The organism is Cycloclasticus sp., assembly GCF_019090545.1.
GTDB classification, from domain to species: Bacteria; Pseudomonadota; Gammaproteobacteria; order Methylococcales; family Cycloclasticaceae; genus Cycloclasticus; species Cycloclasticus pugetii.
Genome location: NZ_JAHRVT010000024.1, coordinates 24,112 through 46,380, shown reverse-complemented (window position 1 = coordinate 46,380; position 22,269 = coordinate 24,112). Strand labels below are relative to the sequence as shown.

Annotated in this window: 20 protein-coding genes; 14 read left to right on the top strand and 6 right to left on the bottom strand. The window is 42.8% G+C overall.

From position 1 onward, the window contains the following. Window positions 1–206 precede the first annotated feature (206 nt). The 7 genes from KUG63_RS04495 (at window position 207) to KUG63_RS04465 (ending at window position 6,719) form a co-directional block, all read left to right on the top strand. Complete coding sequence (locus KUG63_RS04495; RefSeq protein ID WP_020932057.1) at window positions 207–626, top strand: DUF6524 family protein; 420 nt, start codon at window positions 207–209, stop codon at window positions 624–626. An 11-nt stretch (window positions 627–637) separates the two neighbouring features. After that, window positions 638–2,011 carry a DegQ family serine endoprotease gene (locus KUG63_RS04490; protein ID WP_041932870.1) on the top strand — a complete coding sequence of 458 codons (1,374 nt, stop codon included), beginning with the start codon at window positions 638–640 and terminating at the stop codon, window positions 2,009–2,011. Window positions 2,012–2,016: 5 nt separating this feature from the next. Next, window positions 2,017–2,541, top strand: a complete 525-nt coding sequence (gene moaB, locus KUG63_RS04485) for a molybdenum cofactor biosynthesis protein B (protein ID WP_015006724.1) — start codon at window positions 2,017–2,019, stop codon at window positions 2,539–2,541. Window positions 2,542–2,547: 6 nt separating this feature from the next. Continuing rightward, the gene (locus KUG63_RS04480) at window positions 2,548–2,922 is read left to right on the top strand and encodes a DUF423 domain-containing protein (protein WP_016390511.1); all 375 of its coding nucleotides are present in this window, start codon (window positions 2,548–2,550) and stop codon (window positions 2,920–2,922) included. A 4-nt stretch (window positions 2,923–2,926) separates the two neighbouring features. Continuing rightward, window positions 2,927–5,563: an aminopeptidase N gene (gene pepN / locus KUG63_RS04475; protein ID WP_287554213.1), complete on the top strand. Its 2,637-nt coding sequence runs from the start codon at window positions 2,927–2,929 to the stop codon at window positions 5,561–5,563. Between the two features lie 39 nt (window positions 5,564–5,602). Next, on the top strand, window positions 5,603–6,118 hold the full coding sequence (locus KUG63_RS04470; protein ID WP_015006727.1) for a methylated-DNA--[protein]-cysteine S-methyltransferase: 516 nt from the start codon (window positions 5,603–5,605) through the stop codon (window positions 6,116–6,118). 127 nt (window positions 6,119–6,245) lie between these two features. Further along, window positions 6,246–6,719, top strand: a complete 474-nt coding sequence (locus KUG63_RS04465; RefSeq protein WP_015006728.1) for a DUF1456 family protein — start codon at window positions 6,246–6,248, stop codon at window positions 6,717–6,719. 4 nt (window positions 6,720–6,723) lie between these two features. Here KUG63_RS04465 and KUG63_RS04460 read toward each other — a convergent pair whose 3' ends face one another. The 3 genes from KUG63_RS04460 to KUG63_RS04450 are packed head-to-tail and all read right to left on the bottom strand — an operon-like array spanning window position 6,724 to window position 8,323. Next, on the bottom strand, window positions 6,724–7,305 hold the full coding sequence (locus tag KUG63_RS04460) for a CoA pyrophosphatase (protein WP_287554211.1): 582 nt from the start codon (window positions 7,303–7,305) through the stop codon (window positions 6,724–6,726). 21 nt (window positions 7,306–7,326) lie between these two features. Next, complete coding sequence (locus KUG63_RS04455) at window positions 7,327–7,884, bottom strand: NUDIX hydrolase (protein WP_015006730.1); 558 nt, start codon at window positions 7,882–7,884, stop codon at window positions 7,327–7,329. Beyond that, window positions 7,877–8,323, bottom strand: coding sequence for a sigma D regulator (locus tag KUG63_RS04450; RefSeq protein WP_015006731.1), 447 nt, complete (start codon window positions 8,321–8,323; stop codon window positions 7,877–7,879). The genes KUG63_RS04455 and KUG63_RS04450 overlap by 8 nt, the downstream gene beginning before the upstream one ends. A 244-nt stretch (window positions 8,324–8,567) precedes the next feature. On the opposite strand from KUG63_RS04450, the gene KUG63_RS04445 reads away from it, so the two are divergent. Further along, on the top strand, window positions 8,568–9,722 hold the full coding sequence (locus KUG63_RS04445) for a GNAT family N-acetyltransferase (protein WP_287554208.1): 1,155 nt from the start codon (window positions 8,568–8,570) through the stop codon (window positions 9,720–9,722). 198 nt (window positions 9,723–9,920) lie between these two features. Here the strand turns inward: KUG63_RS04445 and KUG63_RS04440 are convergent, their stop codons facing one another. Beyond that, complete coding sequence (locus KUG63_RS04440; protein ID WP_020162620.1) at window positions 9,921–10,331, bottom strand: hypothetical protein; 411 nt, start codon at window positions 10,329–10,331, stop codon at window positions 9,921–9,923. Window positions 10,332–10,527: 196 nt separating this feature from the next. On the opposite strand from KUG63_RS04440, the gene KUG63_RS04435 reads away from it, so the two are divergent. Together KUG63_RS04435 and KUG63_RS04430 are read left to right on the top strand one after the other, a co-directional pair. Next, complete coding sequence (locus KUG63_RS04435) at window positions 10,528–11,598, top strand: efflux RND transporter periplasmic adaptor subunit (RefSeq protein ID WP_016390509.1); 1,071 nt, start codon at window positions 10,528–10,530, stop codon at window positions 11,596–11,598. A gap of 8 nt (window positions 11,599–11,606) precedes the next feature. Next, window positions 11,607–14,651, top strand: coding sequence for an efflux RND transporter permease subunit (locus KUG63_RS04430; protein WP_287554204.1), 3,045 nt, complete (start codon window positions 11,607–11,609; stop codon window positions 14,649–14,651). Here KUG63_RS04430 and KUG63_RS04425 read toward each other — a convergent pair. After that, window positions 14,648–15,346: a DUF3379 family protein gene (locus KUG63_RS04425; protein ID WP_277642218.1), complete on the bottom strand. Its 699-nt coding sequence runs from the start codon at window positions 15,344–15,346 to the stop codon at window positions 14,648–14,650. The two genes, KUG63_RS04430 and KUG63_RS04425, sit on opposite strands and share 4 nt — an antisense overlap. Then, window positions 15,343–15,852 (bottom strand): sigma-70 family RNA polymerase sigma factor, encoded by a 510-nt coding sequence (locus KUG63_RS04420; RefSeq protein ID WP_015006737.1) that lies wholly within the window; start codon window positions 15,850–15,852, stop codon window positions 15,343–15,345. The genes KUG63_RS04425 and KUG63_RS04420 overlap by 4 nt, the downstream gene beginning before the upstream one ends. Window positions 15,853–16,479: 627 nt before the next feature. Between KUG63_RS04420 and KUG63_RS04415 the strand changes: the two genes are divergently transcribed. The 4 genes from KUG63_RS04415 (at window position 16,480) to KUG63_RS04400 (ending at window position 22,246) form a co-directional block, all read left to right on the top strand. Continuing rightward, window positions 16,480–18,681, top strand: a complete 2,202-nt coding sequence (locus tag KUG63_RS04415) for a primosomal protein N' (RefSeq protein ID WP_287554201.1) — start codon at window positions 16,480–16,482, stop codon at window positions 18,679–18,681. Window positions 18,682–18,788: 107 nt separating this feature from the next. After that, window positions 18,789–20,546: an arginine--tRNA ligase gene (gene argS / locus KUG63_RS04410; RefSeq protein ID WP_287554200.1), complete on the top strand. Its 1,758-nt coding sequence runs from the start codon at window positions 18,789–18,791 to the stop codon at window positions 20,544–20,546. After that, on the top strand, window positions 20,546–21,124 hold the full coding sequence (locus KUG63_RS04405; RefSeq protein WP_016390505.1) for an SPOR domain-containing protein: 579 nt from the start codon (window positions 20,546–20,548) through the stop codon (window positions 21,122–21,124). The genes argS and KUG63_RS04405 overlap by 1 nt, the downstream gene beginning before the upstream one ends. Window positions 21,125–21,163: 39 nt before the next feature. Further along, window positions 21,164–22,246: an endonuclease/exonuclease/phosphatase family protein gene (locus KUG63_RS04400; protein WP_041230538.1), complete on the top strand. Its 1,083-nt coding sequence runs from the start codon at window positions 21,164–21,166 to the stop codon at window positions 22,244–22,246. The last annotated feature ends 23 nt before the right edge of the window (window positions 22,247–22,269 follow it).

The window sequence follows — 22,269 nt, the reverse complement described above, 5'->3', positions numbered from 1 at the left end:
TCGGTTTGATCAATTAATTATCTATATATACAACACAGTGTAGTGCATGCAATAAAAATGGTCTGATTTCAGCCATAGAAATTAGTGTTTTCCAATTACGTCACACTTGCTACGCTTTTTTCAAAACGCTTTTAAAGCGTTCGTAAAGAAGTTAGCATTTTCAGTTAGAATACGTCTCATCAAGGTGACTCATTAAGGATAATACATTGAAAACAAATCAGTTCTCGGCCACTAATTTTTTCATTCGTTTAGCCATTGCAACAGTACTCGTCTTTGCAAGCTACAACCCCGCTGGCTTATCTTATTACCATTGGGTCGTCACAAAAACACCCGATATAACACCCCTTATGGCACTTGCCGGGCTGATTTTAATAATTGGTTGGGTCATTTATATACGCGCCACTTTACGCTCCCTTGGTGCTATCGGCATTGCCTTGGCAATTGCTTTTTTTGGCACCATATTCTGGATGATTGTTGATTGGGGGCTTGTGCCAGCTGATAACATCGATGCGATCACTTATATTATTCAATGTATTTTATGTTTTATTATGACAACAGGTATGTCTTGGTCACACATACGTCGTCGTATGAGCGGACAAGTTGACGCCGACGATGTAGATCAATAGCATAGAGGTTTATGATGTTAAGACTTAAACAATTTGTACTGATCGGTTTATTAGTCCTTGCTACGAGTTTACCTACGCACGCTGCACTGCCTGCTTTTATAGGCGAAAAACCACTGCCTAGCTTAGCGCCCGTTTTAGAAAAAGTAACGCCTGCTGTTGTTAATATTGCCACTAGAAGTATGGTTCAACAGCACGAAAACCCTCTATTACAAGACCCTTTCTTTCGACGTTTTTTCCAGCTCCCCAACACACCAAGAAAGCGTTCCACGCAAAGCTTAGGTTCAGGCGTCATCGTCGATGCAAATAAAGGACTTATCATTACTAATCATCACGTTATTGATAAAGCCGACAAAATAACGGTGACTTTGCGCGATGGCCGCTCATTTAACGCCAACGTGGTCGGCAGCGACCCTGATTCTGACGTTGCGGTTATTCAAATTAAGGCCGATCGGCTCACCGATTTACACATCGCCAACTCTGACCTTTTACGGGTTGGCGACTTTGTTATTGCCATTGGCAACCCGTTTGGCCTTGGGCAAACCGTCACTTCAGGTATTGTTAGTGCGCTTGGCCGCTCTGGCCTTGGGATTGAAGGTTATGAGGATTTTATTCAAACAGATGCGTCTATTAATCCTGGTAATTCTGGTGGCGCGTTAATTAACTTGAAAGGTGAACTGGTGGGGATTAACACCGCCATCCTGGCACCGAGCGGCGGCAATGTTGGTATTGGTTTTGCGATCCCTAGTAATATGGCCGTTAGCCTAAAAGACCAATTGGTTAAGTTTGGTAAAGTCAAACGTGGGCAGTTAGGTATTAGTGTTCAAGACTTAACCCCTGAACTGGCGAAAGCATTTAGTCTTAGGGTCAAACATGGCGTTATTATTAGCCAAGTTGCTGCCAACTCCCCGGCAGAAAAAGCCCGCTTACGCCCCGGCGATATTGTGTTAAGCATAAATGGCAAACCGATAAAAAATAGTGCCAGTTTACGTAACAGCCTAGGACTGCTAACTATTGGCGACAATGCCAAACTACAAATTTTACGTAACGGCAAGCAACTACCTGTCTCTATCACCATCGCTCAACATGAAGTGGTTTCTATCGATGGGGCGCGTATTCATAATCAATTGGTCGGGGTAACACTGTCTAACTTATCTGATGGTGACCAACTGTACAACATCAAACACGGCGTCAAAATTGCCGACGTCGCAACCAACTCTATTGCTTGGCTAAACGGTTTACGTAAAGGTGATATCATTAGCCAAGTAAACCGCATTCCCGTTCGTAACATCCTTGAACTAACCAATGCCATCAAACAACGTAGATCCAACTCGCTACTACTGAATATTCAACGCGGTAATAGTGCCTTCTTTTTACTTATTCGGTAGCCAAAATGCCCACAAATTCTCGTCAATTTATTCCACTTAATATCGCCATTATGGTGGTCTCAGACTCGCGTACAGAAGAAACCGACACTTCTGGAAAAACACTGGTTGATCGACTCGTCGATGCAGGCCACCAGTGTGCAGAAAAAGTTATTGTTATTGATGATATCTACCAAATTCGCGCAAAAATATCCGCTTGGATTGCCGACCCAGCTATTAATGCCATCATCACCACTGGCGGCACTGGCGTCACTGGCCGTGATGGCACGCCTGAAGCTGTAAAACCTTTACTAGATAAAGAATTGACAGGCTTTGGTGAAGTTTTTCGCACACTTTCATACGATGAAATAGGTACCTCAACCATGCAATCAAGAGCCATTGCTGGCGTTGCTAATGGACATTATATTTTTTGCGTACCCGGCTCATCAGGTGCTTGTAGAACCGCATGGGACAAATTAATTAGTGCACAGCTTGATTACCGCACACGACCCTGCAATCTGGTTGAAGTAATGCCACGTTTACTAGAAAAGTAACACCTTATGAAAACCTTACCGTTTATCACCTTAGGGGCCTTCTTTGCTTTCTTGGCCGTAGTAATAGGAGCCTTTGGAGCACATGCTGTTAAAGGCAGCTTATCGCCTCATTATTTAGCCGTTTACCACACCGCTTCGGATTATCAAATGTGGCATGCCATCGGCCTGATTCTCATCGGCGTGTTACACCAAAACAATCCATCTAATTTATTACGCATAGCGGGTTGGTTTATGCTTGCCGGGATGCTAATTTTTTCTGGCAGCCTATACATCCTCAGCTTAACAGGCATCACCATTCTCGGCGCAATCACACCCATTGGTGGCATTGCCTTGCTCATCGCATGGTTACTGTTTGCCTACCACTCCTTTAAATCAAAATAACCTTATGTCTACTTCCGAACAAAAAACTATTTACTTAAAAGACTATACCGTTCCTGAGTTCCTAATTAGCAAAACTGAGCTTCATTTTGACTTATCGGCTGACAAAACCCATGTCAATTCTCGCCTCAATATTTACCGTAACCCTGATTGTAAAAAAACTAACCCTGATTTGGTATTAATGGGTGAAGAGCTAACGCTTATTGACCTTAAAGTTGATGGTGAAAGACTTCACCCTGAACACTATACACTCGATGATAAAACACTCACTATTCACAACCCTAGTGCTCGTTTTGTTTTAGAAATCAGCAATCACATCAACCCAAGCACCAATACAGCGCTTAGTGGTTTATATAAATCAAACACCATGCTCTGTACCCAGTGCGAGGCCGAGGGCTTTAGACGTATTACCTGGTTTTTAGATAGGCCAGACGTCATGTCTATCTTTAGCGTCACGATGGTGGCCGACAAAGATGAATACCCCGTTTTATTATCCAACGGCAACCGCACTGGTAGCCCAAACATTGCCCTAGCAGATAATAAACACGCTGCCCGTTGGCATGACCCTTTCCCCAAACCTAGCTATTTATTTGCGCTTGTCGCTGGAGATTTAGCTTGCTTAAAAGACTCTTTTACAACCTGTTCGGGGCGAGAGGTTGCGTTAGAAGTGTACGTCGAAGAGCATGATTTAGATAAGACGTCACATGCCATGCAGTCTTTAAAAAATGCCATGCGTTGGGATGAACAAGCCTTTGGTCGCGAATACGACCTTGATATCTATATGATTGTTGCTGTGAGCCATTTCAATATGGGGGCAATGGAAAATAAGGGCCTCAATATTTTCAACACAAAATATGTTTTGGCCAGTGAAAAAACCGCTACTGATGCCGACTTTGAAAATGTCGAAGCTGTCATTGGCCACGAATACTTCCATAACTGGTCTGGCAATCGCGTTACCTGTAGAGATTGGTTTCAACTGAGTTTAAAAGAAGGCTTTACTGTTTTTCGCGATCAACAGTTTACCGCCCATCAAACTTCTGAAGCGGTAAAACGTATTAAAGATGTCAATATGCTTCGCACACATCAATTTGCTGAAGATGCGGGGCCATTGTCACACCCTATTCGCCCCAGCTCCTTCGTTGAGATCAATAATTTTTACACCCTTACTATCTATGAAAAAGGTGCTGAAGTTGTGCGAATGCTTCATACATTGTTAGGTGAAACCGGCTTTAGAAAAGGCTGTGACTTATATTTCGAACGTTATGATGGACAAGCTGTCACCACCGAAGACTTTGTCACTGCCTTAGAAGATGCGAATAACGCCAACTTTGAGCAATTTAAACAGTGGTATAGTCAAGCAGGCACGCCGACGGTTACAGTAACAACAAGCTATAACCAAAACGAAAAAACCTACACCGTAAGTTTCGAACAACACAATAACTCCCCCTCAACTCAAGCCAATAAAGAGCCTCTAGTCATCCCCATTCGACTGGGTTTACTCGATGACAACGGCAAAGAACTTAACCTGCATGGCGAGCAAACATCAACGGTTCTTGAGTTAACTAAAGCGGAGCAATCATTTACTTTTACTGATATTAATACAGAGCCCACCCCCTCTATACTCCGTGGATTTTCAGCACCGATAAAACTGCAACAAACACTTAGCATTGAACAGAAAATCCATTTATTTCAACATGATAAAGATGCCTTTAATCGCTGGGAAGCAGGACAAAACTGCCTAAGCTATTTTATTTTTAAAACCATTGATGCGATACAGAACCATCATAAGGTACCGCCCTTACCCGATGAACTGGTGGGTACATTCCGTGCCATTTTGCAACAGCCTTTAGCAGATCTAGCTTATCAATCATTATTATTAAGCCTTCCAAGCAAAGCTTACCTGGCCGAACAAATGAGCACTATTGATATTGATGCCTTATACCAAGCACACCGCATTGTTAAGCAAACCTTAGCCTCATCTCTACAAGACCTATGGCTAGCACACTATCACGCTAATCATCACGTAGGCGCTGGCACCGATTCACAAAGTATTGCTCAACGGTCATTTAAAAACCTTTGTCTCGATTATTTAATGGCGTTAGAAACCGATGAGGTTCGTTCAATGTGTATTCAACAATTTGAAACGGCTCGGAACATGACCGATCAAATTGCTGCGCTAGCCGAATTAAGCCACCTCGATACCCCACTCAATGTGAGTTATTTTGATGCTTTTTATCAACAGTGGAAAAATGAAGATCTGGTCATCGACAAATGGTTCGCCTTGCAAGCTTGTTCAGAAAAAACCGACGCATTACACAGCGTAAAAAAGTTAACTCAGCACCCAGACTTCGACATGAAAACACCCAATCGAGTTCGGAGTGTGATTGGCGCTTTTGCCACAGCCAACCCTTTGCACTTTAACGCAATAGACGGCTCTGGGTATGAATTTGTAGCCGATAACATTCTTCTGCTGGACAGCATTAATCCTCAAGTGGCGGCTCGATTAGCTAATTCACTAAGCCACTGGAAAAAATTTGATAGTACGCGACAACAATTGATTAAGGCGCAACTATCGCGCATACAAGCTCATACACCACTGTCAAAAGATGTGTCTGAAATTGTTTCTCGTAGCCTAACCGCTTAATTCACTGGGCTATCGCTACAAAGGACTAAATCCCATAGCATGCGATCGCTAAATGAAATCCACATCCAATCATACGATAGCCCACTAGGTGAACTACTGATTGGCTCCTTTGAGAATCAACTATGCCTATGTGATTGGCAACAGCGGCAAAAACGGGCGAGCATTGACAGACGTCTACAAACGCGCCTAAACGCGCATTATGTCAACAAAAAAACAGCTATCATCGACACGGCCTTTAAGCAACTCAATCGCTACTTTCGACAAGAATTAACACAATTCGACTTACCCATTTTAATGGTAGGCACTGATTTCCAACAACGCGTATGGCGTAGCCTACAAACCATCCCATACGCTTCAACTACTTCTTACCAAACAATCGCTAGCACTATTCATAATAAAACGGCTGTTCGTGCTGTTGCTAATGCCATAGGCGCTAATGCTGTCAGTTTAATCATTCCTTGTCACCGAATCATTGGCAGCCATGGCAGCCTGACCGGTTATGCGGGAGGCTTAGCGGCCAAAAAACAGTTATTGGCCTTAGAACAAAATCAATAAAGCTTCGTCACTGTAAAACACCTATTATTCGGTTTACTTTTTCAGCGCATACAAAAAATGAACTACAGGCGCCCACGAAGCTGTAAAATACTCTCACCAACCAGACCAAACCATTCTAGGAACCTTTGTGACCAATAACGATATCTTACGCCGCCTTCGCTACACCTTCGATTTCAATGATGCAAAAATGATCGATATTTTTAAACAGGCAGATCACGAGGTGACACGCGAGCAAATAAGCAACTGGTTAAAAAAAGATGACGACGAAGCTTATGTAAGCTGTGGAGACACCTCATTTTCAATATTTTTAAATGGGTTGATTATCGACCGACGAGGAAAACAGGATAGGCCCACACCTGAGCCCGATAAAAAAATCACTAATAATATCGTGTTACGTAAACTTAAAATCGCCTTCGACATGAAAAATGAAGACGTTTTAGCGCTGTTATCAAACAATGGCGTTTCCATTAGTAAACATGAGCTAAGCGCATTTTTTCGTCGCACAGACCATAAACATTATCGTCCTTGTAAAGACCAAGTCCTACGAAATTTCTTGCAAGGCTTACAAAACAAGTACCGGCCCAGCTCAGCCAAAAACTAGTAAATTAGGTGTTTTTCGCCACCCTTAAACGGTCAGCAAATGCATACAGCATAGCGGCTGTTGCACCCCAGATTTGAAAGCCGTCGTACATCAACTCCCAATACATCCTATTTTGACCCTTCCAGACAACTTCTTTTCTTTCATAACAAGACTGGTCTGCCAAGATTGATAGTGGCACCTCAAACACATCAGCCACTTCAAACTCATCAATATTGAGAGTAAACGAAGGTTCCACAAAACCCACAATGGGAACGACTTTAAAATTAGTTACCGTTAAAAAGGGCTCGATAATTCCGGCCACTTCTATTAAGTCCTGTTGAATCCCCACTTCTTCCTCGGTTTCTCGTAACGCCGTATGTAGTGGCGAAAGATCAATGCTGTCAGCACGTCCTCCAGGAAAACTAACCTGTCCAGCATGATTATTAAGATGTTCGGTACGCTTAGTTAGCAAAACTTGCCATTGATCACGTTCAACCAAAGGAATCAGAACAGCTGCATTACGTAAACCATCTTTACGCTGTTGCTGCGACCAACCTTGAAGGCTGCTTGCCGGCTCTAGGCATTGAATAATCTGTTCTCGTTTCATTTCACACCCATGGCTAAGTGGTTAACGAGATAACGGCCTTGTAATATCTGCAGACCTAAACTTAAAACAACCGGACTGTCTATCCTGAAAATAAAACTCTAGCGATTTACGCATGGTTTCAAAAGCCAGCTCATCCCAAGGAATTTCATGCTCCGCAAATAAACGCACCTCTAAACTTTCTTCACCACTTGAAAACTCTGGCTTTAATAATACTGAACGATACATCACATACACTTGGTCAATGTGTGGCAAGTTAAAAACCGCGTATAGCTCTTCAGTTTGGACAACCGCCTCGGCTTCTTCCAAAGTTTCTCGTACAGCCGCCTGCTCGGTCGTTTCACCCAGCTCCATAAAACCTGCTGGCAATGTCCAGAATCCTTTTCTAGGATCAATAGCGCGCTTACATAACAAAATTTTATCTTCCCAAACAGGAATACAGCCGGCAATAATTCGTGGGTTTTGATAATGCACAAGGTCGCAGGCGTCACAAACATCCCGAATCTGGTTATCCCCCTCGGGCGTTTTTGACTCCGTCTTATTACCACATTCAGGGCAATACTTTATCTGTGGTCTAGGCAAGCATTTCGCCTATTAATTGATCTTCTAACTCAATTCGGTTTGCCAGATTTTCACCGACTGAGGATAAGTCGCTAGCCAATTCATTTAAAATCATTGCTGGCGTTAACGTCTGGTACTTGTCATTAAAGTCTAAAACAGTTTCAGTAGCTTTAGAGATACTTGGGTAGATGCGCTCAGCGGCGGCCAGTACAGACTTGCGTCTTTCATTACCCGCTAAAATACGTTGATACACGCCAAAATGTCCTAATGAAATATAATCAACCGTCAACTGACAAAAATCTTGAAGCAGCTCCTCGATTGGTTTTTGGCCTTTATGTTCCTCAATGCCCGATACTGCACAGTAAGAAGACCAGACTTGTTTTCGTTCTTCGAGTAACTCACGGATCAAACCACTTGTTTGGGTTCGTTCCTTCTTTTGAGCCATACTTTCGTTAGACATATCCCTATCCATCATGTTTTTTTTGTAAAGAATACTCTATGCCATTGTTTACTTTTCGACAATATATAATTCCAGTATTTAGCGTTACCAATTTATTCTTTAAAAACCCTATCTGAACTGCTCAGCGTCAGCGTTTTAGTGGCTTGTTATGGCCAATGGTTCTCATAATAGCTAGCCATAACAGCGTTAGAAACGACTACAATGGCATGCGCCTTAATCATTATTTTTCGTTAACCTTAACACTATGAATATTAAATTTCTCTCTAGCATATCTAAGGTATCAGACACACACTGGAACAGTGTATTTGAAACTGATTATCCGTTTATTCAACATGCTTTTTTATCCGCACTTGAACAAAGCGGCTGTACCCAAGCTTCTACCGGCTGGACCCCTCATCATATAATTGTCACCGATAGAGATGACATTATCGCTGCCATGCCTTGTTACCTTAAGACCCACTCGTACGGCGAATACGTTTTTGATTGGGCTTGGGCCAATGCCTATCAGCAACACCAATTACACTATTACCCTAAATTATTATCAGCCATCCCTTTCACACCATCCACAGGCCCTCGTTTAGCTTTTCACAATCGCATTCAACTGACACAAGAAAAACAGACCATCATTAAAAATATCCGACAGGCTGCTCTCGATTCAGTTTCTTCAGTGGGGTTATCGAGTTGGCATGTGCTTTTCCCTGACACCGAAATGTCTTCCTTACTGGAGGACTCCGAGTATAAACAACGCAGTGGTATTCAATACCATTGGTTCAACCATCACTACACGTCTTTCGACGATTTCCTACAAACATTCAAATCACGTAAACGCAAAACATTACGTAAAGAACGGCTGTCAATTACTCAACAAGGTATTGAAATGACGGTGGTCGATGGTTGTGATATTAGCAAACAATTAATGGCTGAATTTTATCGTTTTTATCATTTCACATACTTAAAGCGTAGCGGGCAACAAGGCTATTTAAATTTAGAATTTTTTAACTTATTACTGTCAACCATGGCTGAGAACTTGGTGATGTTTTGCGCCCAAAAAGACAATAGGCTCATTGGTGCTGCACTGTGTTTTAAAGATCATCAAACACTGTATGGTCGCTATTGGGGCTGTGAGCAAGAATATGAGTTTTTACATTTCGAAGCTTGTTATTACCAAGGCATTGAATACTGTATTAATCATAAACTCATGCGCTTTGACCCGGGCGCTCAAGGCGAACATAAAATCTCACGTGGTTTCAAGCCCGTCAAAACCTTGTCAAACCACATGATATTACATGCCGAATTTCGTCAAGCCATTGAACAGTTTATTGACGATGAAAAAATACAGGTTAACGCACAGATAGACCACCTCACTAGTTTCCTACCTTTTAAATCGGCGTCGTTATAAACAAAACATCAAGCATTATCAATGAAATACGCGCTTTTAAAGAAGGGCTTAAACGTTTATTACCAACCAACACTAACCTTCAAGACAAACTTGAAGGCACAAATACTGCCAACTACTTATAAATTGTGAAGATAACGAAAACCTTCACGAAAAAATAAACATTCGAGCAGATCTGACAAGCCAACATTACAAAAAAGCTTAATCTATTCTAAAATCCGGCATATCGCTGTCTAAAAACCACTGTTTTGACTCCTCATCGAACCACCAAACTTGAGTATGTTTTACTTGATAGACACGCCCTGTTTCATTTTGAATATAACCAAATAATGCCTGCGCTATGATGGTGTCATCCTCCGCGTTGGGCACAGAACCTATCAAATCATAAGAAGTCACCGTAATTTTATTAAGCCCATCAATTGGAGCTAATTTACGCGCTGGGTTTCTATAACGAATAACACTTGCCGCCGTTTCATACGACTTCCAGCGTAACGCTTTCATAAACAGTTTTTGTTTAGCATCTAGGTGCTCTAACTTTTTTTGCTCTGTTATATGCGCGCAAGCCGACAGCATCAGTATTAGGCCAACACAAACCCATTTTATATTTTTCATTCAACGCCTTACTCTATATCTAACGTCTGTCTATTATGCCTAAATTGTCCTTTTCCTGTTGCAGTCTTAGTCTATTTTTAACGGATAAACAATGTTTTTACATTAAAGAATGCTAATATTCTGTTTGAGAAGCCTTCTTTGACGGCGTATACTTAGGCCGCTAGCAATCAATTCAAGCATCATTACGGAGACCCCCTTGAGTAAAAAAATACTTTTACTAGCCATTATTATTATCGTGATATTTGGTGGCTTATTCGGTTCGAAATTCCTTCAAATCAACAAAGCAATGTCATCCCGCAAAGCACCACCGCCGCCTACAGTAACAACGGTCGAGGTGATTAAAGAACAGTGGGAAAACACCTTGTCATCTGTCGGCACCATTAACCCTGTACGAGGCATTGTTTTAAGCAATGAAATTGCAGGCATCATTTCCGTTCTGCACGTAGACTCAGGCGCCACTGTGAAAAAAGGCGATTTGATTCTCGAGCTTGATACCTCAACAGATAGAGCAAACCTTGATGGTTTAGTCGCAGCTGAAAAGCTTGCGACAATAAAATTTAAACGCCAGGTCACTTTGTTAAAAAACAAAGCAACCTCCCTATCTAGTCATGATGAGGCCCGTGCCGAATTAGACATCGCAAAAGCAGCCGTTATTTCGCAACAAAGCATTATTAACAAAAAGAAAATACGTGCTCCATTCTCTGGTGAAATAGGTATTCGACTTGTCAGCCTTGGACAATACTTAGACAAAGGCGCTCAAATTGCCCAACTCGTGTCCTTATCGCCCATCATCGCCGATTTTTCATTTCCTGAACGCCACTTTGCACAACTTAAAACAGGGCAATTGGTAAAGGTTAAGGTTCAAGCTTACCCCGACGAAGTCTTTACAGGTAATATCCAAGCGATAAACCCAAGCCTACATCAAGAAACCCGTTCTATTGGCGTTAGAGCCACTATCGACAATCCCAATGAAAAACTTAGAGCAGGGATGTTTGCTGAAGTAACCGCTATTACCTCAAAAGCCAGTCCCGTTTTAACATTGCCTGAAACCGCTGTTTTATTTAATACCTATGGTGAGAGCGTTTATGTCGTAAAACAACAGGACGGCCAACATAGTGTTGAGCTACGTAATATTGAAACCGGCGCCCATCAAGAAGGCCGCGTTGAAATAGTTAAAGGACTCCAACTAAACGATATAGTCGTTAATGAGGGTCACGTAAAACTCAGAAACGGTCAGGTAGTTACCCTTTCCAATAACCAACAATAGGCATTGCTTTGAACTTTACCAGCATCTTCGTTAAGCGACCTGTATTAGCCAGCGTTGTTAGTTTAATTATTTTGGTGTTGGGCTTGCGCTCAATAGCTTCACTAGAAATACGTGAGTACCCAGAAACCAAAGATACCGTCATCTCTATTACTACGTCTTACCCTGGCGCTAGTAGTGAGCTTATAAAAGGTTTTATTACCACTCCCTTACAGCAGGCCATTGCCCAAGCTGAGGGAATAGACTACCTTTTTTCTTCCAGCACACAAGGTCTCTCATCCATTGAGGCTCATATGCGCCTCAATTATGACGCTAATGCCGCAATAGCAGAAATACAAGCCAAGGTGGCTAGTCAAAGTAGTGTATTACCTCAAGAAGCACTAGACCCTATCATCACCTCCAAAACAGGGTCTACCACTTCGCTGATTTATATCGCTTTTGTTAGTGACACCATGAAAGATATTCAAATCGCCGATTATCTATTGCGTGTCGTTCAACCACGATTACAATCCATTGAAGGTGTTGGCCAAGCAAGCCTCTTAGGCAATAGCACATACGCAATGCGTATTTGGCTAAAGCCAAAAAGGATGGCTGCTTTAGGTGTGAGCGCTGAAGATGTCTCTGCCGCCTTACGCAGAAACAACTACCTTTCCAGTGTTGGTAAAACAAAAGGCACACTGGTCAGTGTTGAGATGGGCGCTACAACCGATGTCGCTAAAGAAGAAGATTTCTTAACACTGGTCGTTGGCAAACAAAACGACACCCTAATTCGTTTATCTGATATAGCCGATGTTGAACTTGGCGCCGAAGGTTACGAAAGCGAAAACCTCTACAGTGGAAAGCCTGCTGTTTTTATGACGGTAGATCAATCGCCCGACGCAAACCCGCTTGATGTAGCTAAACGGGTTAACCTTGCCATGGTAGACATTAATAATAACTTGCCCGAGGGACTTGTGTCTCACATGCCCTATGATGCGAGTAAATTTATCAGCGACTCCATCAACGAGGTAGGAAGAACCTTACTTGAAGCCATCAGCATTGTTATTGTTGTTATTTTCCTATCGCTAGGCACCATGCGTGCTGCGTTTATACCGGCAGTCACCGTTCCTTTATCACTCATTGGTGCAACTTTCATTATGCTAGCGTTTGGTTTTTCATTAAACCTACTGACCTTGCTGGCGATGATCTTAGCAATTGGCTTAGTGGTGGATGATGCTATCGTCATGGTTGAAAATATTCACCGCCATATCGACATGGGAAAACCACGTATTCAAGCAGCCATAGATGCCGCAAAAGAACTCAGCTTGCCTATCATCGCAATGACAACTACCCTTATTGCCGTCTATTTCCCTATAGGCTTTATGGGTGGATTAGTTGGTACATTGTTTACTGAATTTGCTTTTTCTTTAGCTGCTGCTGTCCTTATTTCTGGCATTGTTGCGCTAACACTCGCTCCTATGCTGAGTGCTCGCATTCTAAAAAGCTCTGAAAGTGCCGGCCGATTTGAAAAGTACGCTGAACACTTTTTTGAAAAATTAGCCAGTGGCTACAAAAAAACTGTTTCGCCTTTATTATCAACCCCTTCTATTCCCGTTATATTTGGTTTGGTTGTGTTATTAAGCCTTTACCCGATGTACCTGTTATCAAAATCAGAATTAGCTCCCATTGAAGACAAGAATTTGCTTATCGCGATGGGTACGGCACCGCAGACATCTACTCTTGACTTTTTACAACAACAAGGCAAAAAGCTATCAGATATTTTTGAAGCCATGCCTGAGTATGATCATAGCTTCATCTTGCTGGGGCTAGGGAATGATACGACTAAATTACTTGGCGGCCTAAAAATGGGCCATCAATCCACCCGCGAACGTACTCAGATGGAGATACAGCCCGAGCTCCAACAAAAAGTGGCCTCGCTTACAGGTGTGAGAACAGCTGTTGTACAGCCACCAGGTCTTCCAGGCGCAGGCGGTGGATTGCCTGTACAGTTTGTTGTTATTTCTGACGCTGATTATAGTCAAATTAGTGATGTAACAGGTGAGCTGATTGGTAAAGCTATGCAAAGCGGCAACTTTATTTTCTTACAAAAAAGCATAGAATTTGACAGACCTAAGTACAATTTGATGGTTGATAAAGACCGTGCGGCAGATTTAGGGATCAGCATGGAAGAAATAGGCCGTAACTTATCGGTTTATTTTAGTGAAGGTTATGTGAATCGCTTTAGCATGCAAGAGCGAAGCTATAAAGTGATTCCGCAAGTAGCCGATATTAGTCGCTCAGATATTGAAAAACTTGATAACATTTACCTAAAAACCTCATCAGGCAAGAAGGTTCCTATCAGTTCAATCGTCACCGTATCAACGCAAGTTGAACCGGCTAAACGCACACAGTTTCAACAACTTAACAGTATAACTATTGAGGGCTTATTACGCCCAGGTGTGACCATGGGAGATGGCTTAGCTTATCTTGAAGAAGAAGCTCAAAAATCTTTCCCTAGAGGCTTTAAGTGGGACCACACGGGTAGTTCACGACAATACAAACAGCAAGGTAGCGCGCTTGTTCTAACTTTCTTTATGTCATTGTTAATTATCTACTTAGTACTAGCCGCCCAATTTGAAAGTTGGCGTGACCCGCTTATTATTTTAGTGTCGGTGCCTTTATCGTTGGCCAGTGCAATGGCTTTTATTATGCTAGGGGTCGCAACGATGAATATCTATACTCAAGTTGGGCTTATTACCTTAATTGGGCTGGTCGCTAAAAATGGTATCTTAATTGTTGAGTTTGCCAATCAATTACAAATTACGGAAAAGCTTTCTATTCGAAATGCCGTTGAGGAGGCAGCTACAGTACGTTTAAGGCCGATCCTAATGACAACTGCATCGATGATTGTTGCGATGGTTCCGCTGCTACTTGCATCAGGCCCTGGTGCGGTTAGTCGGTTTGACATTGGGTTAGTTATTGCTACTGGCTTAGGTATAGGCACTATATTTACACTTTATATTCTGCCTGCTTTTTACTTGATTTTTGCTAGGGATCACTCAAAAGGCAATGATTAGAGCCATTCTACTGCGTTGCTGGCAAATTCCTCGTCTGGTATATCAGTCGCTGTACCAGCTAAGACGGCCATCGAGCCATTTTTCAATGGCTTAACCCAGCCATGTAAACCGGCATAATGGAAAGGTAGGGTTTTATCTAGACTGATGTCTGGCATATAAATAATCGTTATGGCTTGCTGATGGTATTGATACACCATGTGCAAGCCATAACTATCTCCAATAGGGCACTTTTTTGCAAAGCTAATATTTTTAGCTAACCTCACCCGTATACCAAACTCTTTACTCAACTTTATGAGCTCTTGCTCATTAAGCGGGTAAGCCACTTGCGTTGAAGATGCCCCATCGTGTGAAAAGTGTTCGTAAACTAACTGATCTATTGGCAACACTGACTCTTCGTTTTGCGTTGGTATAAACGTTACCAAGCCTACCGCTAATAGTAACGATGCCGCAAAGGCAATAGGCTTCATTTTAGTCGCACTCCAAAAAGGTGCCTTATACACATAGTCTCTTATCGAATGCTTTAAACTGCTTGGAACACCTTGGTTAACAACCTCTTTTAGTTGCTGCTCAAACAAGTTTTCTTGCGCTGCAAATATTTGACACTGCTCACAGGATGCTAGGTGCTCTTTGGCCTCTGCCCCAACCTCATTTGCTGCGACCGTATATTCAAATTTAAAATCATCACATTTCATCATTCACCTGCCCGGCCCGCTTCGGGCCTTAAAACACTTCTTAACTTCTGTTTTGCCCTAAACAAACGGGTCATGGTCGCACTTTTAGAAATATGACAAACCGAGGCGATTTCTTCACAGCTTAATCCAACAATTACCTGCAACAACAGCGGCTCTTTATATTCATTCGCAAGCTCATTCAATGCCTGCTTAAGAGCAAACGCGTCAGGACTCGTATCATTGTCTACATCCCTCAAACTCAACATATCTATATCGAAATCAACTATCTCCGGCCGGAAGCGTGCATATTGACGGGCATGTTCATTTCGCAAGATCGTCATCAGCCACGCCTTACTGGATAAACTATCACGTAATTTATCCAATGACTTCCAAGCACGCATACAGGTCTCTTGAAGCAAATCTTCAGCCATGTTTTTATCGTGACATAGCCAAAGCGCGTAACGAAAAAGTTCATCACTATATGCCAACACTAAGCGCTCATATTCCAGTTTTTTACGTTTCTGTTGCAATATTAGACCTCGATAGCACCGGCTATCTTTCAAGTTAAAAAATGATGCCACACCCAGCAGAAAATTCTTCCTGATTAACTATTATCATCTTTGACAACCTTATTATGGTACACCTACACCAATAACACAACGAATGGTCAATCTCACGCTATGGCTAATAATTAACACATTAAGCTGAACAAAAAGATAGTGATAAACATTGATAGTCTAAACAAATAACAGGAATATAAAGACATTCACGGCAACACTTAACTTGACCTTCTTATTTGTAATAATTTAGCTGAAAGGCGCCTTAAGCCCTATACACAAAGACTTCTTATTCACAAGCTAAAAACACTAGATTAGTCGCCATAAACATATTGCGACGCAATGATTAAAATAACCCTTGCATTATATAACTTGTTGTTTTTTATAGATATGTTAACAATGGTTTATTTTGTTACAATTTGATGTCAGCCCTTTTTGCATGGGCTTTGAGAGCTATTATAAATAGATAATCCACATAGTTATCCACAGAAAATGTGGATAAAATAAAAACCATAGTTAACTCATTAAGTTAGCGATTTATTGTAGATTTTTTTAATCTTTTCAGGCTAACTGATACAAAACAAATAACGCTTTTACTTGATGTCTGATTTTTACCTCAATATTGCTGTCGACACCCCCCTGCACCGTATTTTTGACTATCTCCCGATAAAAAATTCGGCTCGCTCTGATTACCAAATCGGCCAGCGTGTTTTTGTTTCCTTTGGCCGATTAAAAAAAATTGGCGTTATTCTTAACATTTCTTCGTCAACCGAACTTAGCCGAAAACAACTCAAACCCATCTCCCAATTAATTGATAGACAGCCTCTAATATCGCTTGATGACTTAAAACTATATAAATGGGCTGCTAACTACTATCATCACCCTATCGGCGAGGTGCTTGCTCAGGCCTTCCCAAAACAGCTTCGAGCCGGATTAACACCCACTATAGAGCTCACCACGCGATACACATTATCCAAACATGGCCTGACACTCGATGAAAATTCCTTAAAACGCTCCCCAAGGCAGCTAGGCTTATGGCATCAACTAAAAAACGCCGATGCACCTGTTGATCGTGATTTCTTTTCCACACTTGACTGGAACTGGCGCTCGCCCCTTAAAAGCATGATCGAGAAAGGCTGGGTCACTGCCTCACAAGAACACAACACAGCCACACACTCTCCGACCACACCTTTATTTGACCCAAACCCGGCCCAACAAACTGCCATCGACTCAATTGCTAAGGCACTCGAAGGCTTTCAAGTATTTTTATTAGATGGCGTCACCGGTAGTGGAAAAACAGAAGTTTATCTTCGACTTATTCAGCACGTCATTAGTGCTGAAAAACAGGTGTTAATTTTATTGCCTGAAATCACCCTAACACCTCAATTAGCTCAGCGATTTAGGCAACGCCTAACAGCACAGATGGTCATTTCACATTCCGGCCTTAACGACACTCAACGAGCTCAGGCCTGGCTTAGATTAAAAGAAGGCCTTGCCAATATATTGCTGGGCACCCGCTCGGCAGTATTCACGCCGATGCGTACGCCCGGCCTGATCATTATGGACGAGGAGCATGACACATCATTCAAACAGCAAGAAGGCTTTCGCTATTCCGCTCGAGATATTGCTGTTATGCGTGCAAGAGACTACAACATCCCTATCGTATTAGGTACTGCAACACCCTCGCTCGAAAGTCTATACAACGTACAACAAGGTCGTTTCAAACAATTAGTGTTGCCCGAGCGTACCGCAGGTGCCTCACACCCTGATATTCGTTTATTAGACTGCCGAAACCAAACGTTAGACAATCATTTAAGCCAATCGCTTTTAAAAGCGATTGGCAAAACACTTGAGCGGAACGAACAAGTCATACTCTTTGTGAATCGCCGAGGCTTTGCTCCCGTATTAATGTGTCATAGCTGTGGTTGGGTTGCACAGTGTCGTCGTTGCGACTCTCGTCTAGTCATTCATAAAAATGCCAATTTACTTCGATGCCATCATTGCGGAGTTGAACATGCCATTCCGAATACCTGTCCATCGTGTCAACAAACAGAATTATTTCCATTAGGGCTTGGGACTGAGCGCGTTGAAGAAACATTGAGCTCGCACTTTCCTGACACCCCTGTGAGTCGAATTGACCGCGATAGCACACGACAAAAAAATGCCATGCAGTCAGTCATCGACAAAGTACATGAAGGCGGCGCTCAAATTTTAGTCGGCACGCAAATGCTTGCTAAAGGACACCACTTCCCAAATGTGACCTTAGTAGGCATTGTTGATATTGATGCGGGGCTGTTTAGTTGTGATTTCAGAGCCAGCGAACGTATGGCCCAGCTTATTACCCAAGTCGCTGGCCGTGCAGGACGCGAAGAAAAACTCGGCCGGGTACTCATTCAAACCCACCACCCCGAGCACCCCTTATTAAACACCTTAATCACGCACGGCTACACGCGTTTTGCAAAAGATGCACTGGATGAAAGGCAGCAAGCCCAATTGCCCCCCTACCATTATCAAGCTCTATTACGAGTGAACGCCATCAATGAACAAGCGGTTCTAAACTTCCTAAACGATGCTAAGGAGTTGATCTCTACGATTCAAGCACCACTGATTCAAATTCTAGGCCCCGTTCCAGCCCCCATGCTAAAAAGGGCGGGACGGTTTCGCTATCAATTATTAATTGAATCGGCCCAGCGAAAACCCCGCCATCAATTTTTACAGCAGCTTTTACCGAAACTTGAAAAACTCAAATCCTCGCGTAAGGTACGTTGGTCCATTGATGTTGATCCCATTGACTTGTTTTAACAGCGTTTAGACTTGCAAGTTTTACCCCACAAGCGATAATACGCAATGACAACGGTGTTCAACACCGAACAGCTATTCAGCGCATCAATCAACGATCTAAATTTACTATGAAAACACGTTTGGCCTCTTTGCTTCAGCAAGCCATTTTATCGCTACAAACTCAAGGCGAATTGCCTGAAGAGTTAACGCCTACTATCAAAATTGAGCACACACGTGACCCATCTCATGGTGATTACGCCAGTAACGTTGCAATGATGTTGGCAAAGCCTGCAAAAAAGAATCCTCGCCAAATAGCCCAAGCTATTATCAATAGCTTGCCAGAAGACAGCGACGTATTAAGTGTTGATATAGCCGGCCCAGGCTTTATTAATTTTTTCATCAACCCGCTTAGCCAACACGCCGTCATCAAACAGATTCTTGAACAAGGTTCTCGCTTTGGCACCTCCAATATTGCCAAAGGTAAAAAGGTGCAAGTTGAATTCGTTTCAGCGAACCCAACCGGCCCCCTTCACGTAGGGCACGGAAGAGGTGCGGCCTACGGTGCAACCGTTGCTAATCTACTGACAGCCATTGGTTACGATGTCCATCGCGAGTATTACGTTAATGATGCTGGCCGCCAAATGGACATCCTAGCTACCAGCGTATGGCTACGATATTTAGAACTTTGTGGTGAAAGCATCCCGTTTCCAAGTAACGGTTACAAAGGTGGCTATATTGCTGACATTGCAACGCTGATTAAACAGTCACATGGCCCAACCTTTAACATGCCTGTCAGTGATGTGTTTCTTGATATCCCGGCCGATGAGCCTGATGGCGGCGACAAGGAAAAACATATTGACGGCCTTATTGCGCGCGCTAAAGAGTCCTTAGGGGATAAAAACTACCGCATTATTTTTGACGCCGCATTAACATCCATTCTCGGCGATATTCGTCAAGACCTTGAAGACTTTGGCGTTCATTACGACGATTGGTTTTCAGAACGCTCACTTATGGACAAAGGAGCCATTGATCGAGCCATTGAAAAGCTTAAAGCTTCTGGCTATATGTACCAAAAAGAAGGTGCTTGGTGGTTTAAATCAACCGAGTTTGGCGATGAAAAAGACCGTGTTGTTATTCGCGATAATGGCTTAACCACGTACTTTGCCTCCGATATAGCCTATCATTTACACACCCTCGAACGTGGTTACGATATCATCGATGTCTGGGGCTCTGACCATCACGGCTATGTGCCACGTGTTAAGGCCGCTTTGCAAGCAATGGGCGCAGACCCCGAGCGTATGAAAGTCTTGCTGGTCCAGTTTGCCGTTTTGTATAAAGGTGGCGAAAAAATGCAAATGTCGACCCGTTCTGGTCAATTTGTAACACTTAGGGAGTTACGCGATGAAATCGGCGCTGATGCTGCACGCTATTTTTACGTCATGCGTAAAGCCGAGCAGCACATGGATTTTGACCTTGATTTGGCTACCTCGCAGTCCAATGAAAACCCCTTATATTACGTTCAATATGCTCATGCGCGTGTTTGTAGTGTGATGCGATTACTGACAGAAAAAGGCCTCAACTATAGTGCACAGGAGGGTTTAAAGCATTTAGATCAATTAGCGCAAACGCACGAAACCAACCTGATTGATACCTTAAACCGTTACCCAGAAAAACTGACGCAAGCCGCTCAGCAATACGAACCACATCAACTTAACCATTATTTACGTGAACTTTCTACGCAGTTTCACAGTTATTACAATTCACACAAATTCATTGTTGATGATGTAGCACTGATGCAAGCTCGCCTAGTTCTTATTAATGCAACAAAGCAAGTCCTAGCCAATGGTTTACAGCTACTGGGCGTTAATGCACCGGAGTCCATGTAGTGCCTAGAGATTACAAAAACCGAATTAACAGCAATAACACGCGCAAAAAAAAACGCCCTATTCCCGGTTATTGGTGGCTAATTACTGGCCTATTAATTGGCGGTTTTGCGATGTTTTTATCTGACTTGGAAGAAGCGCCAAATAAACCCGTTACTGATGTGAAGCGACCTGTTAACCAACAAGACGTACGTGATGTAAAAAAGCCCATCGCAACAACTGCAAAACCCATCGACAGCACTAAACCACGTTTTGATTTTTATCAAATATTGCCCGACATGGAAATTGTTATTCCTGAGCATGAAATTGAAGAAAGGCGTCGGTTAGAAGGCACTGGAAAAAGCAAACCCGGCACCTTTATTATTCAAATAGGTTCTTTTAAAAAAGCTCAGCAGGCTGATACTCTTCGCGCCCGCTTAGCATTGTTAGGTATTGAGTCGACCGTACAAACAGTAAACCAAAGCGGTAGCATTTGGCACCGAGTTAAATCGGGCCCGTACACTTCCTTTAGAATGGTCGATAAAATTCAAAATCGCTTGCACCGCAACAATATAGACAGTATCGCTATCAAACTAAAATAACGTGTAAATCAATAGACCAGATGCAAGTACATTCATAACATGGATATAACAAAGGTCTTTTATCGACTGTTATTTTCCCTCAGCCTCTGTCTTTTAGGGCTGTTTGCCTTAGTGTGGTTTAGCACATACCACCCACCAGCTCTTCAACAAGAAGCGGTATACTGCGGCGAAAACACACCGCGTTTAACGGCGGGCCAAACCCTTAAGCTGTATAACCAAAATGTTCAATTTATGGCGGGGAAAAACTATGTTTTTTTCTATGACCTGCCTAATAATACCGGTCCCGACGAACGCCCTTCTAGCGACGACATCACAAAAACCCTGAAGGGTTTAGCCAACCTAATTACACAGCAAAATCCGGACATTATCCTCTTACAAGAAGTCGATGAAGGTGCTCAGCGAACAGATCATGCCGATCAATTAGCCCAATTACTTGAGTTGCTTCCCAGCGATTATGCCTGTCATACCAGTAGCTTTTATTGGCAAGCCCGTTATCTCCCTCACCCACGTATCATGGGCGCTGTGGGCACCAAGTTGAGTATTATTTCAAAATACAAAATAACCACGGCTACACGCACTCAGCTCAGCCTTATCCCACAAGACCCCATCACGCAATTATTTAACCTTAAGCGTGCCTTACAGGAAGTTCACCTGCCCATAGAGGGTGCAGATAAACTGGTGCTTTTGAACACTCACTTATCCGCCTTTTCCAAAGGCTCCGACACCCTTGAACGGCAAGTAACACAAATTAATCAACAATTACATTCGCTTAACCAGACTCAAACGCCTTGGGTTCTTGCTGGCGATTTTAATTTACTGCCGCCTAATGCCTATCCATTACTCGCACAAGAACAACGTCGCAATTACGATCAACAATCTGCAATAGAAACCTTGTACCAACAACATTTAGCGGTACCCAGCCTTGCAAACACGCAATCCGAGCAACGCAAAGCATGGTTCACCTATGCCCCCAATAGTTCATCAAGCCGAGACCCTGACCGGACAATCGATTATTATTTCTACAGCCCAAATTTATCTGTACAAAATGCGTTTGTAGAACAAGCTCAGTCACTCACTTTATCTGACCACATGCCAGTAATTGCTTCCTTTACCTTGCCGTAAAAACGATTAAAATGCGCATAGCG

Bases quoted from the DNA above. Each gene is read 5' to 3' on its own strand.
- KUG63_RS04490 (WP_041932870.1), top strand. From the start codon at position 638: ATGATGTTAAGACTTAAACAATTTGTACTGATCGGTTTATTAGTCCTT.
- moaB (WP_015006724.1), top strand. From the start codon at position 2,017: ATGCCCACAAATTCTCGTCAATTTATTCCACTTAATATCGCCATTATG.
- KUG63_RS04480 (WP_016390511.1), top strand. From the start codon at position 2,548: ATGAAAACCTTACCGTTTATCACCTTAGGGGCCTTCTTTGCTTTCTTG.
- pepN (WP_287554213.1), top strand. From the start codon at position 2,927: ATGTCTACTTCCGAACAAAAAACTATTTACTTAAAAGACTATACCGTT.
- KUG63_RS04470 (WP_015006727.1), top strand. From the start codon at position 5,603: ATGCGATCGCTAAATGAAATCCACATCCAATCATACGATAGCCCACTA.
- KUG63_RS04460 (WP_287554211.1), bottom strand. From the start codon at position 7,305: ATGAAACGAGAACAGATTATTCAATGCCTAGAGCCGGCAAGCAGCCTT.
- KUG63_RS04450 (WP_015006731.1), bottom strand. From the start codon at position 8,323: ATGTCTAACGAAAGTATGGCTCAAAAGAAGGAACGAACCCAAACAAGT.
- KUG63_RS04445 (WP_287554208.1), top strand. From the start codon at position 8,568: ATGAATATTAAATTTCTCTCTAGCATATCTAAGGTATCAGACACACAC.
- KUG63_RS04440 (WP_020162620.1), bottom strand. From the start codon at position 10,331: ATGAAAAATATAAAATGGGTTTGTGTTGGCCTAATACTGATGCTGTCG.
- KUG63_RS04425 (WP_277642218.1), bottom strand. From the start codon at position 15,346: ATGATGAAATGTGATGATTTTAAATTTGAATATACGGTCGCAGCAAAT.
- KUG63_RS04415 (WP_287554201.1), top strand. From the start codon at position 16,480: ATGTCTGATTTTTACCTCAATATTGCTGTCGACACCCCCCTGCACCGT.
- argS (WP_287554200.1), top strand. From the start codon at position 18,789: ATGAAAACACGTTTGGCCTCTTTGCTTCAGCAAGCCATTTTATCGCTA.
- KUG63_RS04400 (WP_041230538.1), top strand. From the start codon at position 21,164: ATGGATATAACAAAGGTCTTTTATCGACTGTTATTTTCCCTCAGCCTC.